12 protein-coding genes are annotated in these 15,679 nt (G+C 70.1%); 9 read left to right on the forward strand and 3 right to left on the reverse strand.

Annotated elements, in window-relative coordinates; genetic code table 11:
- The first annotated feature begins 27 nt into the window (after positions 1 to 27).
- The 7 genes from AB0B63_RS00600 (at position 28) to AB0B63_RS00630 (ending at position 9,136) form a co-directional block, all read left to right on the forward strand.
- Positions 28 to 1,056 (forward strand): LacI family DNA-binding transcriptional regulator, encoded by a 1,029-nt coding sequence (locus tag AB0B63_RS00600; RefSeq protein ID WP_357014348.1) that lies wholly within the window; start codon positions 28 to 30, stop codon positions 1,054 to 1,056.
- Between the two features lie 86 nt (positions 1,057 to 1,142).
- Complete coding sequence (locus tag AB0B63_RS00605) at positions 1,143 to 2,447, forward strand: extracellular solute-binding protein (protein ID WP_219463342.1); 1,305 nt, start codon at positions 1,143 to 1,145, stop codon at positions 2,445 to 2,447.
- A gap of 67 nt (positions 2,448 to 2,514) precedes the next feature.
- A complete protein-coding gene (locus tag AB0B63_RS00610; RefSeq protein WP_357013339.1) occupies positions 2,515 to 3,492 on the forward strand; it encodes a sugar ABC transporter permease in 978 nt (325 codons plus the stop codon).
- Between the two features lies 1 nt (position 3,493).
- Positions 3,494 to 4,369 carry a carbohydrate ABC transporter permease gene (locus tag AB0B63_RS00615; protein ID WP_357013342.1) on the forward strand — a complete coding sequence of 292 codons (876 nt, stop codon included), beginning with the start codon at positions 3,494 to 3,496 and terminating at the stop codon, positions 4,367 to 4,369.
- The gene (yicI, locus tag AB0B63_RS00620; RefSeq protein ID WP_357013345.1) at positions 4,366 to 6,606 is read left to right on the forward strand and encodes an alpha-xylosidase; all 2,241 of its coding nucleotides are present in this window, start codon (positions 4,366 to 4,368) and stop codon (positions 6,604 to 6,606) included. The genes AB0B63_RS00615 and yicI overlap by 4 nt, the downstream gene beginning before the upstream one ends.
- A complete protein-coding gene (locus AB0B63_RS00625) occupies positions 6,603 to 8,003 on the forward strand; it encodes a GH1 family beta-glucosidase (protein WP_357013347.1) in 1,401 nt (466 codons plus the stop codon). The genes yicI and AB0B63_RS00625 overlap by 4 nt, the downstream gene beginning before the upstream one ends.
- 473 nt (positions 8,004 to 8,476) lie before the next feature.
- A complete protein-coding gene (locus AB0B63_RS00630) occupies positions 8,477 to 9,136 on the forward strand; it encodes a hypothetical protein (protein ID WP_357013349.1) in 660 nt (219 codons plus the stop codon).
- Positions 9,137 to 9,261: 125 nt separating this feature from the next.
- Here the strand turns inward: AB0B63_RS00630 and AB0B63_RS00635 are convergent, their stop codons facing one another.
- Together AB0B63_RS00635 and AB0B63_RS00640 are read right to left on the reverse strand one after the other, a co-directional pair.
- Positions 9,262 to 9,567 (reverse strand): hypothetical protein, encoded by a 306-nt coding sequence (locus AB0B63_RS00635; RefSeq protein ID WP_208567585.1) that lies wholly within the window; start codon positions 9,565 to 9,567, stop codon positions 9,262 to 9,264.
- Between the two features lie 159 nt (positions 9,568 to 9,726).
- On the reverse strand, positions 9,727 to 10,242 hold the full coding sequence (locus AB0B63_RS00640) for a hypothetical protein (protein WP_208567586.1): 516 nt from the start codon (positions 10,240 to 10,242) through the stop codon (positions 9,727 to 9,729).
- A 343-nt stretch (positions 10,243 to 10,585) separates the two neighbouring features.
- On the opposite strand from AB0B63_RS00640, the gene AB0B63_RS00645 reads away from it, so the two are divergent.
- A complete protein-coding gene (locus tag AB0B63_RS00645; protein WP_357013353.1) occupies positions 10,586 to 11,281 on the forward strand; it encodes a DUF2690 domain-containing protein in 696 nt (231 codons plus the stop codon).
- A gap of 176 nt (positions 11,282 to 11,457) precedes the next feature.
- Here the strand turns inward: AB0B63_RS00645 and AB0B63_RS00650 are convergent, their stop codons facing one another.
- Entirely contained in the window at positions 11,458 to 12,417 is a 960-nt protein-coding gene (locus AB0B63_RS00650) for a hypothetical protein (RefSeq protein WP_208567588.1), read from the reverse strand.
- Positions 12,418 to 12,559: 142 nt separating this feature from the next.
- On the opposite strand from AB0B63_RS00650, the gene AB0B63_RS00655 reads away from it, so the two are divergent.
- Positions 12,560 to 15,550: a BTAD domain-containing putative transcriptional regulator gene (locus tag AB0B63_RS00655; protein WP_357013356.1), complete on the forward strand. Its 2,991-nt coding sequence runs from the start codon at positions 12,560 to 12,562 to the stop codon at positions 15,548 to 15,550.
- Positions 15,551 to 15,679: the final 129 nt, after the last annotated feature.

Below are 15,679 nucleotides of genomic sequence, written 5' to 3' on the forward strand. Positions count from 1 at the left end.
TGCCGGAGGAGGTGCGCGGTGGCCACCATGCAGGACGTCGCCCGCCTGGCGCAGGTCTCGGTCAGCACCGTCTCCTACGTGCTCACCGGAGCCCGGCCGATCTCCCAGGGCACCCGGGCCAAGGTGCTCGCCGCCATGGCCCAGCTCGACTACCAGCCCAACGCCATGGCCCGGGGTCTGGCCAGTCGCCGCAGCCGGATCCTGGGCCTGCTGCTGCCGATGGACGAGCGCGGCCTCGGGGCGACCGAGACGGCGTTCGTCACCGGGGCCGCCGCGGCGGCCAGCGCCGTCGGCTACCACCTGGTGCTGTCACCCGTCGGCGGGGGCGGCGACCTCGACGGGCTGCGTCGGCTGGCCAGCCAGCGGATGTTCGACGGCGTCGTGCTGATGGAGGTGCAGCTCGCCGACGAGCGGGTCGGCGCGCTCCAGCAGGCCGGGGTGCCGCTGGTGCTGATCGGACGCACCGGGGACACCGCCGGGCTCTCCTACGTCGACATCGACTTCGAGCAGACCGTACGGGAGGCGGTGGCGTACCTGGTCGGCCTGGGACACCGGCAGATCGTCTACGTCAACCACTCGGCCGAGACCCTGGCCAGCGGTTACGGGCCGGCGCTGCGGACCCGGGACGCCTTCGTCACGGCGATGACCGGCCACGGCCTGGCACCGGTCATGATCCCGGCGCAGGACAGCGCCGCCGGTGGCCGGGCCGCGTTGGCCGCCGCCATCACACGGACGCCGGGCCTGACGGCCGTGCTGGCGATGAACGAGACGGCGGTCTTCGGCATCCTCGGCGAGCTGACCGGGCGGGGGCTGGCCGTGCCCGACGACGTGTCGGTCGTCTCGATGGTCACCTCGCCGCAGGTCGCCGAGCTGGCCACCCCGGCGCTGACCGCGATGACGTCCCCCGGTTCGGCGCTGGGCCGGATCGCGGTCGAGGCCCTGGTGCGCCACCTGGACGGGGCCGGTGACGAGCGCCACCAGCAGTTGCTGCCGTGCGCGCTGGAGATCCGGGGATCGACCGCAGCACCACGAAGCCGTCACCCCGATGGGGGTTGACCAGGTAAAACGGCCCGTCGCCGCGCGGCAACGCGACGACGGACCCAGTGAAGTACCGGGCTCGATACTCAACGAGGAGGATAGCAATGCAGCGATTCCGCCGGATCGTCGCCGCGATCGCCCTGGCGGCGACCGCGACGACCACCGTGGCCGCCTGCGGGGGCGACGACAGCGGTGACGACAGCGGGGCCAAGACCCTCAAGCTCTGGCACTACGAGGGCGAGAACAGCGCGATGGGGGTCGGCTGGGACAAGGCCATCGAGATCTTCAAGACCGAACACCCGGGCGTCGAGGTGCGCTTCGAGCGCAAGGCGTTCGAGCAGATCCAGCAGAACGCCGGCATGATCATCAACTCGTCCGAGGGTCCGGACATCATGGAGTACAACAAGGGCAACGCGACGGCCGGCCTGCTGTCGTCGCAGGGACTGCTCACCGACCTCAGCGGCGAGGCCGAGAAGCGCGGTTGGGCCGGCAAGCTCAGCCCCAGCCTCCAGACCACCGCGCGGTACAGCGACAAGGGCGTGATGGGCTCGGGCAACTGGTTCGGCGTGCCGAACTACGGGGAGTACGTCACGGTCTACTACAACAAGGACCTGTTCGACCGTAACGGCGTCACGGTGCCCACCACCATGGCGGAGCTGACCGCCGCGATGGACACCTTCGTCGGCAAGGGCATCACCCCGCTGGGCATGGCCGGCGCGGAATACCCGGCCGGGCAGCTGTTCTACCAGTTGGCCCTGGCAAAGGCCGACCGGCAGTTCGTCGACAACTACCAGCTCTACAAGAACCCGGTCGACTTCCGCGCCGACCCGCTGAAGTACGGCGCGGACACCTTCGCCGACTGGGTGCGCAAGGGCTACGTCGCCAAGGACTCGTCGAGCCTCAAGGCCGAGGACATGGGCACCGCCTTCATCGCGGGCAAGACCCCGATGATCGTCTCGGGCAGCTGGTGGTACGGCCGGTTCAAGGCCGAGATGAAGGCCAACTGGGACACCTTCCTGTTCCCGGGCAACACCCTCAACGCCGGCTCGTCCGGCAACATCTGGGTCGTCCCGACCAACAGCAAGGCCAAGAGCCTGGCGTACGACTTCATCGACATCACCCTGCGCCCTGAGGTCCAGGACCTGATCGGCAACAACGGTGGCATCCCGGTGGCCGGCGACCCCGCCAGGATCGCCGACCCGAAGGACCGCAAGCTCATCGAGGACTTCAACACGGTCAGCAAGCAGGACGGCCTGGCCTTCTACCCGGACTGGCCGGTGCCCGGCTACTACGACGTGCTGGTCGGCGGGTTCCAGGCGCTGATCAACGGATCCAAGTCCCCCGACCAGGTGCTCGACACGATCGCCAAGCCGTACGCCGACGGCGTCAAGGAGATCACCGGCAAGTGACACGGCGAGCGGCGGGCGTGCCCGGTACGACCGGCACGCCCGCCCGCCCCGCCGGGAAGGATCCTGCATGGCAGTCCCCGACACCGTCGCCGGCACACCACCGGCGGCGACCCCCACCCCCACGCCTGCGCCTGCGTCCCGCCGCCGACCGCGTGGCCGCGACGCGGCGTACTGGCTCTACCTGCTCCCCGGAGCGGTGCTGTTCATCCTGGTCATCGGCGTGCCACTGGTCGGCACCGGCTACCTGTCGCTGACCCGGTGGTCAGGCGTCGGCGACCCCACCTTCGTCGGGCTGGACAACTACCAGCGGTTGCTGCACGACGAGGTGTTCTGGGCATCGTTCCGCAACACCGTGGCGATGATCGTCGCGATGGTGGTGGTGCCGACCCTGGTCGGGCTGCTGCTCGCCTCGGTGCTCTTCGACGTCGTCGGGCGGCGGTTCCGGCCCCGGACGGCGGCGGCGTTGCGGGCCGCGTTCTATCTGCCGCAGGTGCTGCCCGTGGTGGTCGCCGGCATCGTCTGGGGCTGGATCCTGCGCCCCGACGGCGCGTTCAACAGCACGCTCGACGCGATCGGTCTCGGGGCGCTGCGCCACGACTGGTTGGGCGACCCGGACACCGCGCTGCCGGCGGTGATGGCGGTGATGATCTGGGTGCAGATCGGCTACCCGGTGGTCGTGTTCATGGCGGCGTTGCAGCGGGTCGACCCGGAGCTGTACGAGGCGGCCGAGGTCGACGGGGCGAACTGGCTGCACCGGTTCCGGGCGATCACCCTGGCGCAGATCCGGCCGGAGACCTTCGTGGTCGCCCTGACCTGCACCATCGCCGCGCTGAAGGTGTTCGGGCCGATCTACGCGCTGACCCGGGGCGGCCCGGAGAACGCCACCAACGTGCCGTCGTACTTCGCCTACTACACGTTCTTCAAGAAGCTCCAGGTCGGATACGGCTCGGCGATCTCCACCGTGCTCACCGTGATAATCGTGGTGGTGGCCGTGGTCTTCATCGGGGTGCAGGCCCGCAGCGAACGCCGGGACCGGGGGATCTGAGATGACCGTGACGATCACCAAGGTCCCCCTCCGCCCGAAGGTGCGCGACCGGCACCACCGGGGCCTCAGCCGCTGGGTGGTGCTCGCCGGCGTCACCGTCGGCGCGCTGGTCATGCTGGTGCCGTTCGCGTTCATGCTGCTCAACGCGTTCAAGTCGCCCGGTGACTACTCGTCGGGCGGCCCGTTGAGCTGGCCGACGCAGTTCTACACCCAGGGCCTGCGGACGTACTGGTCCGCGGTGAACTTCCCGCTCAAGCTGTGGAACTCGACGCTCATCGCCGGGTCGGTGGCGGTGTTCGGCGTCGTCGTGTCGCTGCTCAACGCGTACGCCCTGGGCATCGGCCGGGTCCGTGGCCGGCTGTGGATCGTCGGGCTGTTCCTGCTGGCCAACATGCTGCCGCAGGAGGCGTTGATCTACCCGCTGTACTACGTCGCCAAGGAGATCGGCCTCTACAACACCCGACTGTCGGTGATCATCATCTTCACCGTCATCCAGAGCGCGTTCGGCACGTACCTGCTCGCCTCGGTGCTGGGCACGTTCCCCCGCGCGCTGCTGGAGGCCGCGGCGCTCGACGGCGCCGGGAAGTGGACGGTGCTGTGGCGGGTGGTCTTTCCCAACCTGCGGCCCACCCTCGCCGTCCTGCTCATCTTCTTCTTCATCTGGACCTGGAACGAGTTCCTCATCCCGCTGGTCATGTTGATCGACAACCAGACCCAGACCATCCCGGTCGCCCTCGCATCGTTGCAGGGCGACCGGCTGATGGACGCCCCGACGACCAACGCCGGTGCGCTGATCAGCCTGGTGCCGGCCATCCTGTTCTTCCTCATCTTCCAGCGCACCCTCGCGCGCGGCATCACGGCAGGAGCCGAGAAGTGAAGTTCACCGACGGGTACTGGCAACTGCGTCCGGGGGTCAGCGTGCTGCGCCCCGGCACGGTCGAATCGGTCGAGCCGGACGAGCGCGGCTTCACCGTCTTCGCCCCGTCCGGGCAGATCAACGGCCGGGGCGACACGCTGAACCGGCCCGTCGTCACCGCCCGATTCTTCTCCCCCGCGCCCGGCGTCATCGGGGTCACCATCGGCCACCACAGCGGCGGGCTGCCCCGCGAACCCCACTTCGGGGTCAGCACCGACCACACCCACCCGGTCACCGTCGACATCACCGGACTCAGCGCGTCGCTGACCACCGGCGAGCTGACCGTCCGGGTCGCGCTGGTCGACGGCTGGCGGGTCGAGTTCCGGCACGGCGACCGGCTGGTCACCGCGTCCACCGCACGCAGCGTCGGCATCGCCACCGACGGCGAGGGCCGCCGGTACGTGCACGAACGGCTCGCGCTCGGCGTCGGCGAGACGGTGTACGGGTTGGGCGAACGGTTCGGCCCGTTCGTGAAGAACGGTCAGACGGTCGACATCTGGAACGCCGACGGCGGCACCGCCAGCGAGCAGGCGTACAAGAACGTGCCGTTCTATCTCAGCAGCGCCGGCTACGGGGTGTTCGTGGACCACCCGGAGCACGTGTCGTTCGAGGTCGGTTCGGAGGTCGTCGCGCAGACCCAGTTCAGCGTCGAGGGCCAGTCGCTCACCTACCACGTCATCGACGGGCCCACCCCGAAGGACGTGCTGCGCCGCTACACGGCGCTGACCGGCCGACCGGCCCGGGTGCCCGCCTGGTCGTACGGGCTGTGGCTGTCCACGTCGTTCACCACGTCGTACGACGAGAAGACGGTGACCGAGTTCGTCGACGGGATGGCCGAACGGGACCTGCCGCTGTCGGTGTTCCACTTCGACTGCTTCTGGATGCGCCAGTTCCACTGGGTCGACTTCGTGTGGGACCCGGCGACCTTCCCCGACCCGGAGGGGATGCTGCGCCGGCTGCACGAGCGGGGCCTGAAGGTCTGCGTGTGGATCAATCCGTACATCGCGCAGCGGTCGTACCTGTTCGAGGAGGGCCGCGAGGCCGGTTACCTGGTACGCAACCCGGACGGGTCGGTGTGGCAGTGGGACAAGTGGCAGGCCGGCATGGCGCTCGTCGACTTCACCAACCCCGACGCGGTGGCCTGGTTCACCGGCAAGCTCAAGTCGTTGCTGGACATGGGCGTCGACTGCTTCAAGACCGACTTCGGCGAGCGCATCCCGACCGACGTGGTGTGGCACGACGGGTCGGACCCGCAGCGCATGCACAACTACTACTCCTACCTCTACAACCGGGCGGTCTTCGAGCTGTTGGAGACCGAACGCGGCGAGGGTGAGGCGGTGGTGTTCGCCCGCTCCGCCACCACCGGCGGCCAGCAGTTCCCGGTGCACTGGGGCGGCGACTGCGAGTCGACGTTCGTCGCGATGGCCGAGTCGCTGCGCGGCGGGCTGTCCCTGGCGTCGTCCGGCTTCGGCTACTGGAGTCACGACATCGGCGGCTTCGAGGGCACCCCCGACCCGGCGGTGTTCAAGCGGTGGATCGCGTTCGGCCTGCTGTCGTCGCACTCGCGGTTGCACGGCTCCGGCTCGTACCGGGTGCCGTGGGCGTACGACGAGGAGGCCGTGGAGGTGCTGCGCCACTTCACCCGGCTCAAGCTCGGCCTCATGCCGTACCTGGCGGCGACGGCCGAGGAGGCGCACCGCGACGGCATCCCGATGATGCGACCGATGATCGTGGAGTTCCCCGACGACCCGGCCGTGGCGCACCTCGACCGGCAGTACATGCTCGGCCCCGACGTGCTGGTCGCACCGGTGCTCAGCGCCGACGGGCAGGTCACCTTCTACGTACCCGCCGGCACGTGGACCCACCTGGTCACCGGCGCGCAGCTCACCGGCCCGGCGTGGGTGACCGAGAAACACGAGTACGACAGTCTGCCGGTGCTCGCCCGCCCCGGCGCGGTCATCGGGTTCGGGGCGCGCTGCGACCGGCCCGACTACGACTGGGCCGACGGGGTGCAGCTGCGGCTCTACGCACCGGCCGAGGGGCAACGGCACCGGGTGCGCATCCCGTCGCCCGACGGGGGCCCGGGTGCGCAGTTCGAGGTGGGTTTCCGTGACGGGGTGGCCACCGCCGAGCTGGTGGCGGGCGAATCGTCGGCCTACCACTGCGTGGTGGTCGGCGCGGAGAGGGCGGGACGATGACGGCACGCAACTTCCCGGAGAGCTTCGTCTGGGGGTCGGCCACGGCGGCGTACCAGATCGAGGGCGCGGCCACCGAGGACGGCCGGGGGCGGTCCATCTGGGACACCTACAGCCACACCCCCGGGCGTACGTTGAACGGCGACACCGGCGACGTGGCCGCCGACCACTACCACCGGTGGCCGCAGGATCTCGACCACATCGCCGGGCTGGGGTTGTCCGCGTACCGTTTTTCGATCTCCTGGCCCCGGGTGCAGCCGGGCGGTTCCGGCCGGTTCAACCCGGCCGGCCTGGACTTCTACGCGCGGCTGGTCGACGGCCTGGTGGAGCGCGGCATCCGGCCGGTCGCCACCATGTACCACTGGGACCTGCCGCAGGAGTTGGAGGACGCCGGCGGGTGGCCGGCGCGGGACACGGCGCTGCGCTTCGAGGAGTACGCCTCGGGGATCGTCGGCGCGCTCGGCGACCGGGTGCACACCTGGACCACGCTCAACGAACCGTGGTGCTCGGCCTACCTGGGGTACGGCTCCGGCGTGCACGCGCCCGGTCGCACCGAACCTGCGGCGGCGCTGGCGGCGGTGCACCACCTCAACCTCGCGCACGGCCTGGCCGGGCGGGTGGTGCGGGAGCTGGTGCCGAGCGCCGAGCTGTCGGTGACGCTCAACCTGCACGTCGTGCGGGGCGCGTCCGGGTCGGATGCCGACCGCGACGCGGTCCGGCGGATCGACGCGTTGGCGAACCGGGCGTTCCTCGGCCCGATGTTGGACGGGGCGTACCCGGCCGACCTGCTGGCCGACACCGCCGCCGTCACCGACTGGTCGTTCGTGCGCTCCGGTGACGAGAAGCTGATCGCGGTGCCGTTGGACGTGCTCGGGGTCAACTACTACTCCAGCACCCTGGTCCGCGCCTGGGACGGACACTCGGCCCGCTCCGATGCCGACGGGCACGGCGCGTCGACCCACTCGCCGTGGGTGGGTGCCGAGGACGTCGACTTCCTGCCGCAACCCGGCCCGTACACGGCGATGGGGTGGAACATCGACCCACCGGCCTTCACCGAGCTGCTGCTACGGCTGCGGCACGACTACCCGGGTCAACCGTTGATGATCACCGAGAACGGCGCGGCGTTCGACGACGTGGTCGCGGCGGACGGGCGGGTCCACGACGACCGGCGCATCGATTACCTGCGCCGGCACATCGGCGCGGTGGCCGACGCCCGCGCGCAGGGCGTGGACGTGCGGGGTTACTTCGTCTGGTCGCTGCTGGACAACTTCGAGTGGGGCTACGGCTACGACCGCCGCTTCGGCATCATCCGCGTCGACTACGACACCCAGGAACGCCTCTGGAAGGACAGCGCCCACTGGTACCACCGGCTGGCCACCACCGGACACCTGGACGGGTAGGTCGCGGGCGGGCCGACCAACGGGCGGTCGGGCACCGTCGGGCCCGCACCCGGCCGGCGCGGCGTCAGGGGGTCGCCGCGCCGGCCGTTCACCGTGCGACGGTGCCGAGGTCACGGTGGCCACGAACCCTGTGTGATGCATCTCTCACCCCTGGTGACCACCGCTGGTCACCAGGGGTGGGCGCCAGGGTCGGCCGAACACGGGCCCATCCGGCGTCCCGCGCGGTCGAATACGACTAAGACATTGATGGCGATCAAGCAAAGCTGTGCGGCAGAATTCGGACCACGCGAACACGCTCCGACGTTATCGCCCATCGCGACCATGCTCGACCGATCAGCGCGCGACAGCTGCGTGCCGGCTCCGGCAGGGGCCACCGCCACCTGGATGCGCGCACTCCCGACGTGCCGGACGCCTGCTCCCGACGTCACGAACCGCCCCATCAGGCAGACGGCCCCCGACAATCGGAGACCTGGATGCCTGCCGCCCCTGTTCGCCCTGCCGTCGACAAAGCCTTTCCCTATCTCATCGGCTGCTTCTTCTTTTCGCTGGGCGCGTATTTCTTCATCGTCTCGCACCTCGGCACGGATCCGCTCGACACGTTCGCGCTCGGCCTGCTGCGCCACGTACCCGGGACGATCGGTATCGCCCAGGCCGCCGTCGCGGTCACCTGCGTGTCCATCGTCGCCGTGTGGACCCGTCGCCGACCGGTGCTCTCCCCCATGCTGACGTTCTTCCTCTGCGGCAGCGCCATCGACGGGCTGCTGATCCTCGACCCGGTTCGCCTCGCCCCGGCACCCGCGGCGACGTTGCTCGCCGCCGGCACCGCATGCTGTGCGTACGGTTCGGCGCTGATCATCATGAGCGGGTTCGGCATCCGGGCGATGGACCTTCTCGCGATCGCCATGGTCCAGCACTGGCGGTGGCCGTTCTGGCTGGCCAAGGGCGCGCTAGAACTGACCCTGCTCGCAACCGGGTGGCTGATGGGCGGGCCGGCCGGGGTGGGGACGCTCTGCTTTCTGATCGGCGTCGACCTGCTGATCCAGCCACTGATGTGGCTCAATGCCACAGTCTTCCGGGTGCGGAACCTGGGTCTGCCACCGCACCCGGCACCGGCCGGCAGCGGCCCCACGTGACGGGCGGGGTGGTGACGGGCGGGGTGGCGACACCCTGAGCGCAACGAGGCTCGTCACCCCCCGTAAAGCATCCTAGGACATCGCCGGCCCCGCGTCACGAGCTGGACCGTCGACCGTCCCGCTGCTCAGTCGTCTGCCAGGTATCCGGTGCTCGGGTCGACGGTGTCCAGGAAGTCACGGATGTTCTTGGTGTGCTCGTCAGCCGACAGGTCCGCCGTCGGGCCCACACCGAAGCCGTAGCCAGGGTTCGGCCCGCTGAGCCAGGCGTAGTCGGTGCCGCCGAGCCCGTTCGGGCGGAGAACGAAGGTCTCCCCGTCGACCTCGAGCGTGCGGGACGTGGCGTCGGTCGCCCCGTCGGTCACGGGGCGCAGACCGGGCACCGCCCCGGGGTCCACCGCCGGATCGCCGTCGTCGGAGTAGATCGCCTTCACGCAACCATCATCGCGGGTCGACCGGCCCGGCGCGCGCATCCGGCGCGGACCGGACGGCACGTCGGAGGTGGATCAGATCGACGGGCCCATCCGACAGCCGCCGACCCGGCGTGCCACCCGCATACGCGGTGACGGACGCCGGGTCGGAGGCTCACGACGTCAGACGCACAAGCGCGCACCGTTGGTGTGGTAATTGAGCGTGCCGAAGTCCGATGACAGCCACGCCTGCACGCACGCCGTGCTCTGCGAGTTCGCCAGCCGAATATAAGGTGACCAGGCACTTGTTCCACCGGCGCCCGTCAGCAGATTGGGGTCGTACGCGCTCGCCCTGCGGCCCTCCGATTCGACGACCTGTTCCACGGTCACCGGGTTCGAGTACATTCCGCCGTACAGGACGACCCGCGACCAGTTTCCGTGGCAGGACCACGACCAACGCAGCTGAAGTTCCCCGATCGCCTTGCCCGCGAGGGCGCCCCGCGAACCGTGGATGGGCACGGTGGCGACAGTGCTGGTCTGCGAGCAACCGGTGGGGCTGCCGTCACCACCGGAGTCCGTCGCCTGCGCCGGAGCCGCGCCCGTGAGAATGATCGTGCCGGCGGCCAGGATCGCGGTGACAGCCGCAAGCAGGGCTCTGCCGAATCGACGGGGTCGTTCGACCGTGGACGTTGTACTCATCGGGTTTCTCCTCACCAATTATGATCCGCGCCGCAGCGGCGGATCGTGGGATGTCCGAGGCGACGCCACCATGCGAGCGAACTGCCGACGGCGGTACGTCCCGGACACCCCGAACTGCACCCGTTCAGTCGTCCATCCACCAGGGAGATGGAGGAATGGATCGCGATTACGCCACACTGGTCCGGCGGAGGCGAATCCGTCGCGGGCGGGGGGTGTGGTGAAGCAGGAGTCGGATCGGCAGGACCGGGGCGACTCGGTTGACCGTTTCGTGGGTGACCTACGCAGGCTGCGCGACGACCGTGAGGTGCCGCCCACATGGGACGCGATGGTCCACCGCGCCAGAATGAACGGTGTACGGGTCAGTAAGAGCACCCTGCACAAGGTCGCGAAACTCGAAGCGCTGCCCTCCGAGTTGGCGGTACGCGGCTACCTGACCGCCCTCGGCGTCGACCACGCGGAAATCGAACGGTGGGTTGCTCGTCGTACGGCGCTGGTCACGCCAGCCGGCGAGCAGAACGCTGCGGAGTTCACCAGTCGACCACCTGGACAACCTCGATGGCGGTGGTGGGCAGCGGTCGCGGTCACACTGCTGAGCACCAATGTCGTGACCGGGTTCGTCGTACACCGTGTCTCGACGGCTGAGCCGGCCACCGCCACGGCAACGAAGCCGACCTCCGCACCGGCAGCGACCGGTGACAACCCGCTGGACACGCCGTGCCTGGACGACGCGAAGGTCGCGACGAGCACGAACAAGAACCCGCAGTTCCTGCTGGAGATCGTGTTCTCGGTCAGGTGTCGGGCCGCGTGGGCCCGAATCACCCGAGCAGACGACAGCCCGCTGGGCAACCACGTCGAGGTCGCCATCTACCGCAGGTCCGACCCGCACGGGGATACCCGCCAGGAAGCCGTGGAACCCGATGTGAAGTCGGCCTTCACCACCCTGATCGTCCGCGCCGACCCCACCGACCGGCTCTGCGCGATCGGAGCCGTCGTCACTCGTGACGACCGCTCCGCCGCCGCAGAACCGATCTGTGTCTGACGTCGACGGCCGCCGAACCGCCGCTCGTCCACCCGGTGATGATCTGATGTCCGGGCCCGGAGCCGGCAACCCGGCCAGGGAGCTGCGGGTCCCGGCCAGGGGTGGCGGCGTGAAGGGCGCGGCCACCGCGCGACAACGGTGGTTGTCGCGCGGTGACCGCGGGGACGGGTGCGGAATCAGGCAGCGATGGTCTGCAGGTAGGCGGTCCCTCCGCAGGACAGTGTGCTGAGGTTCTTGAACCACATCGCGAGCTGACGCTGAGAGGATCCGTCACCGTTGATGCGCTGGATGTAGACCAGGCGCGTGACCTCGAACTGGCAGTAGGTGGGGAAGCTGCCCTGGGGCGACGGACCGACCACGTAGGCCGAGGTGACGGGATTGGCGTTGTTCCAGGTCGTGGACCAGGTGCTGCCGGGGCCCACGGTCGCCATGGAGAACTGCGAGCCGACGGTGGTGGAGCCGAGCCGGATGTCGGCCTGGCAGGTGATGCTCCCTACGTTCTTGGCCTCCACCCAGATCTGCCGGAGCGAGCTGCCCGGCTGCACGGTCCAGATGCGCGACACCTGGAACTGGCAGGCCGCCGAACTCGTGGCGCCGCTCGGGTTCAGAGCGGGCACCCAGATGGTGTTCCAGGGGACGTTCCACAGGCTCGTCTGGGTGCCACCCGGGCTGACGCCGCCGGTCGAGCCGAGGAACGTACTGGTCACCGCCGTGAGTTGCACCGTCGCACCACAGGCGATCGAGCCGACGTTCTTGAGGGTGAACTGGTACTGCCGCTCCCCACTGGGCAGTTGGACGTACCGGCTGTTGATCGTCTCGAACTGGCACGTGGCCGAGGTGGTCGCGCCGACCGGGTTGTAGCCGACCACGTACGCGGCGTCGGCCGGGGCGTTGGTCCAGGTCCAGCCCTGTGTGCCGCCGGCGGCGAGGGTGCCGGTGAACCACGTCGCGGCGATGCCGATCCCGCCCTTCGCGGCGTGGCTCAGCCCGCCCGACGCGGCTGCGGCGGCCCGTGCGTCGCGCAGTGACGACTGCGCTGGCTGCGACGACTCGTCGGCCTGCGCGACCCCGACCGACGCGACGACCATGCTGAGTGTCGTCACCGCGAGGAGAGCCGCGCGGATTCTTCGTCTCATTGAAGCTCCTTTACCCCAGGTTCCGGACCGTCCGCCCGGCTCCATCAGGCTGCGCGGCCCGGCTTGCCATCGGCTAGCCATCCGATAGCCGCCCTGGAGGCGACACATAGAATCGAGTTCGATACATCAATGTGGGGGCTGGATGACATGGCGCTTGCTCGGCCCGGTCGAGGCCGTGGTGCGGGGCGGGCGAGTGCCGCTGGGACGACCCCAACAACGCGCTGTGCTGGCGTTCCTGTTGCTCAATGCCAACGTGGTGGTGTCGGCGGAGCAGTTGACCGAGGCGCTGTGGGGCGGAGCTCTCCCCACCCGCGCACGAGCGCAGGTCCAGGTCTGTGTCTCCCGGTTGCGACAACTGACCCGTGCGGCCGGGATACCCGAGACGATCTATTCCGATTCCGGCGGATACCGCCTTGAGTTGGCCGGCGACGACCTGGACGTGGTGGTCTTCTCCGGGCTGACCGAAGCTGCCCGTCGGTATGCCGACTCCGGCGAGCACGAACGGGCCACCATTCTGTTACGGCAGGCGTTGGCGCTGTGGCGTGGCCCGGCACTCGCCGGTGCGTCCGGCGCGTTCGTACCGGCGGCCGCCGCCGCCCTGCACGACAAGCGGCTTGCCGCGTCCGAGGACCTGTTCGACGCCGAGTTCGCACTCGGTCGACACGCCGCCGTGGTGGCGCCGCTGCGCGAGCTGGTCACCGGGAACCCGTGGCACGAGGGCCTCGCCGTGCGGCTGATGACGGCCCTGGCCGGATCGGGACACCGGGCCGAGGCGCTGCGGGTGTTCGAGCGGATCCGCCGCCTCCTCGCCGACGAGCTGGGCATCGAGCCGGGAGCACTGCTCGCGGAGGCCCACGTACGGGTGCTGCGGCAGCAGTTTCCGCCGAACAGACCCGCGCCACCGGTCCGGGAACCCGGATCCGCTCCGCGTCCCGCCCAACTGCCCGCCGGCCTGTCCACCTTCACCGGTCGCGGCGACGCACTCGCCGCGATGGACACGATGCTGGACCAGGCCCGGGAAAGCGGCGCCCTGGCGGTCGTCGCGATCATCGGGACGGCCGGGGTGGGCAAGACGGCGCTGGCGGTCCGGTGGGCGCACCAGGTACGGCCACTCTTCGGCGACGGGCAACTCTTCCTGGACCTGCGCGGTTACTCGCCCGGAGCGGCGACAGCACCGCTGGAGGCGGTGTCGCGCTGCCTTCGCGCGCTCGGTGTGCCGCCCGCCCGGGTGCCGGACGACGTCGACGAGGCGACGGATCTCTACCGCAGCGTGCTCGCCGACCGGCGGATGCTGATCCTGCTGGACAACGCCCGCGACACCGCGCACGTACGGCCGCTGTTGCCCGGCGGCGCCGGCTGCCTGGTGATCGTGACCAGCCGTGATCGCCTCGGTGGGCTGGCCGCCCGGCACGACGCGCAGCGGCTGTCGTTGGACGTGCTCGCGCCGCAGGAGGCCACCGAACTGTTGACCCGCGTCATCGGCGCGGAACGGGTCGTCGAGCAGCGGGACGCTCTCGCGGAACTGGCCCGTGACTGCGCACACCTGCCGCTGGCCCTGCGTATCGCCGCAGCAGACCTGCACGCCCGCCCGCACGAGATGGTCAGCGGGTACCTGGCGCGGCTTCGCGCGGGCGACCCGCTGACCGTGCTGACCGTCCGTGACGACGAGCAGGTCGCGGTGCGTTCGGCGTTCGCCGTCTCCTACCGGACTCTGCCACCGCGACTCCAGCGGCTCTTCCGGCTGTTCGGCCTGGTGCCCGGCTGCGACGTGACAGCGGAGTCGGCCGCCGCGATGCTGCGGTGCGAAACCGGCGAGGCGGCGGACATGCTCGCCCGGATCGCCGACGCGCACCTGGCGCAGGAGCGCACGCCGGGCCACTTCGGCACCCACGACCTGCTCGGCCGGTACGTGACCGAACTGGCGGCGGTCGAGGACAACCGGGACAGACTCGTCGACCTGCTGTCCTGGTACCTCTTCAGCGTGTACGCCGCAGCCGACCGGCTGTATCCACAGGTGTTGCGCGTACCCACGCAGCTACCTGCGCCCGCCGGTCCACCGATGCGATTCGCCGCCCATGTCGACGCTCTCGCCTGGCTCGACGCACACCGGCACAACCTCGTCGCCGTGACACGCCATGCCGCGCACCAGGAACTGCACACCTTCGCCTGGTCGCTGGCGGACGCGCTACGCGGCTACCTGTGGCTGGGGATGCACACCACGCAGTGGTCCGAGGTCGCGAGGATCGGTCTTTCCGCGGCCCGGGCCGACCGGCACGAGCAGGCCGAGGCGGCGGCCCGGCTGAGTCTCGCCGCCCTGCACTGGCGGCTGGAACGGTTCCCCGAGGCGATCGACGACTACCAGCTGGCGCTACTCGCCGCGAACCGTTCAGGGTGGCGCGACGGCGAGGCGGCCGCGCTGGGCAACCTGGGCCCGGTCTTCCGGATGACCGGCCAGCCGGGTGAAGCCCTACGGGTCATGGAGCGGGCGCTGGAGTTCAACCGGCGCAACGGCCGGACCGCAGGCGTCGCCGTCAACCACAACAACCTCGGACTGGTCTGCGCCGACCTCGGACGGCTCCGCGAGGCCGCAGACCATCACCACGCGGCGCTCACCCTGGCACACCAGGGTGGGGCAACCTCCAGCCGGGCCCTCATCCTGAGCAACCTGGGCGTCGTCTACCACCTTCTCGGCCGGTCCGACGATGCACTACGGACACTGACCGAGGCGCTGGAACTCCATGAGCAGACGGGCAGCCGGGGCCGTGCCACCACCCTGTGTGCGCTGGCCCGGGTCCACTGCGACCGTGGCGACCATCCGCACGCGGCCAGCCTCGCCCGGCAGGCACTCGACATGGCGCGCGCACCGGTCGAGCCCCGGGTCGAAGCGCTCGCTCTCCACATCCTGGGCGTCGTCGAGCGGAAACCCGGCACCCTGTTGGATGCCCTGCGAACCGCGCGCACCACCGCGGATCGGTATCGAGGCCGACATCACCGTCAGCCTCGCCGAAATCGACGAGCCTGCGGCACCCTCCTGGTGCCATGCGGCGCTGTCCATCACGCGGCAGTGCGGCTATCGGCTGCTCGAAGGCCGGGCGCTCGCCGCCCGCGCCGCAGCCGAGTACTCGGCCGGTGACGTGGTCGCCGCCCGGCGCAGCGCCGGGCTGGCGGCCCAGTCGCACACCCTGACCGGCCACCAGCCGGGCACCGAACGAATCGAGAAGCTGCTCGCCCTTCTCGCGTCGGAGTCCCTGCCCGGGCACCG

Source organism: Micromonospora sp. NPDC049081, from assembly GCF_040648835.1.
GTDB lineage: Bacteria > Actinomycetota > Actinomycetes > Mycobacteriales > Micromonosporaceae > Micromonospora > Micromonospora antibiotica.

What these genes read in the sequence shown, in the direction of transcription:
- AB0B63_RS00600 (WP_357014348.1), top strand. Translation starts at nt 28, where the DNA reads ATGCAGGACGTCGCCCGCCTGGCGCAGGTCTCGGTCAGCACCGTCTCC.
- AB0B63_RS00605 (WP_219463342.1), top strand. Translation starts at nt 1,143, where the DNA reads ATGCAGCGATTCCGCCGGATCGTCGCCGCGATCGCCCTGGCGGCGACC.
- AB0B63_RS00610 (WP_357013339.1), top strand. Translation starts at nt 2,515, where the DNA reads ATGGCAGTCCCCGACACCGTCGCCGGCACACCACCGGCGGCGACCCCC.
- AB0B63_RS00615 (WP_357013342.1), top strand. Translation starts at nt 3,494, where the DNA reads ATGACCGTGACGATCACCAAGGTCCCCCTCCGCCCGAAGGTGCGCGAC.
- AB0B63_RS00625 (WP_357013347.1), top strand. Translation starts at nt 6,603, where the DNA reads ATGACGGCACGCAACTTCCCGGAGAGCTTCGTCTGGGGGTCGGCCACG.
- AB0B63_RS00630 (WP_357013349.1), top strand. Translation starts at nt 8,477, where the DNA reads ATGCCTGCCGCCCCTGTTCGCCCTGCCGTCGACAAAGCCTTTCCCTAT.
- AB0B63_RS00640 (WP_208567586.1), bottom strand. Translation starts at nt 10,242, where the DNA reads ATGAGTACAACGTCCACGGTCGAACGACCCCGTCGATTCGGCAGAGCC.
- AB0B63_RS00645 (WP_357013353.1), top strand. Translation starts at nt 10,586, where the DNA reads ATGAACGGTGTACGGGTCAGTAAGAGCACCCTGCACAAGGTCGCGAAA.
- AB0B63_RS00650 (WP_208567588.1), bottom strand. Translation starts at nt 12,417, where the DNA reads ATGAGACGAAGAATCCGCGCGGCTCTCCTCGCGGTGACGACACTCAGC.
- AB0B63_RS00655 (WP_357013356.1), top strand. Translation starts at nt 12,560, where the DNA reads ATGACATGGCGCTTGCTCGGCCCGGTCGAGGCCGTGGTGCGGGGCGGG.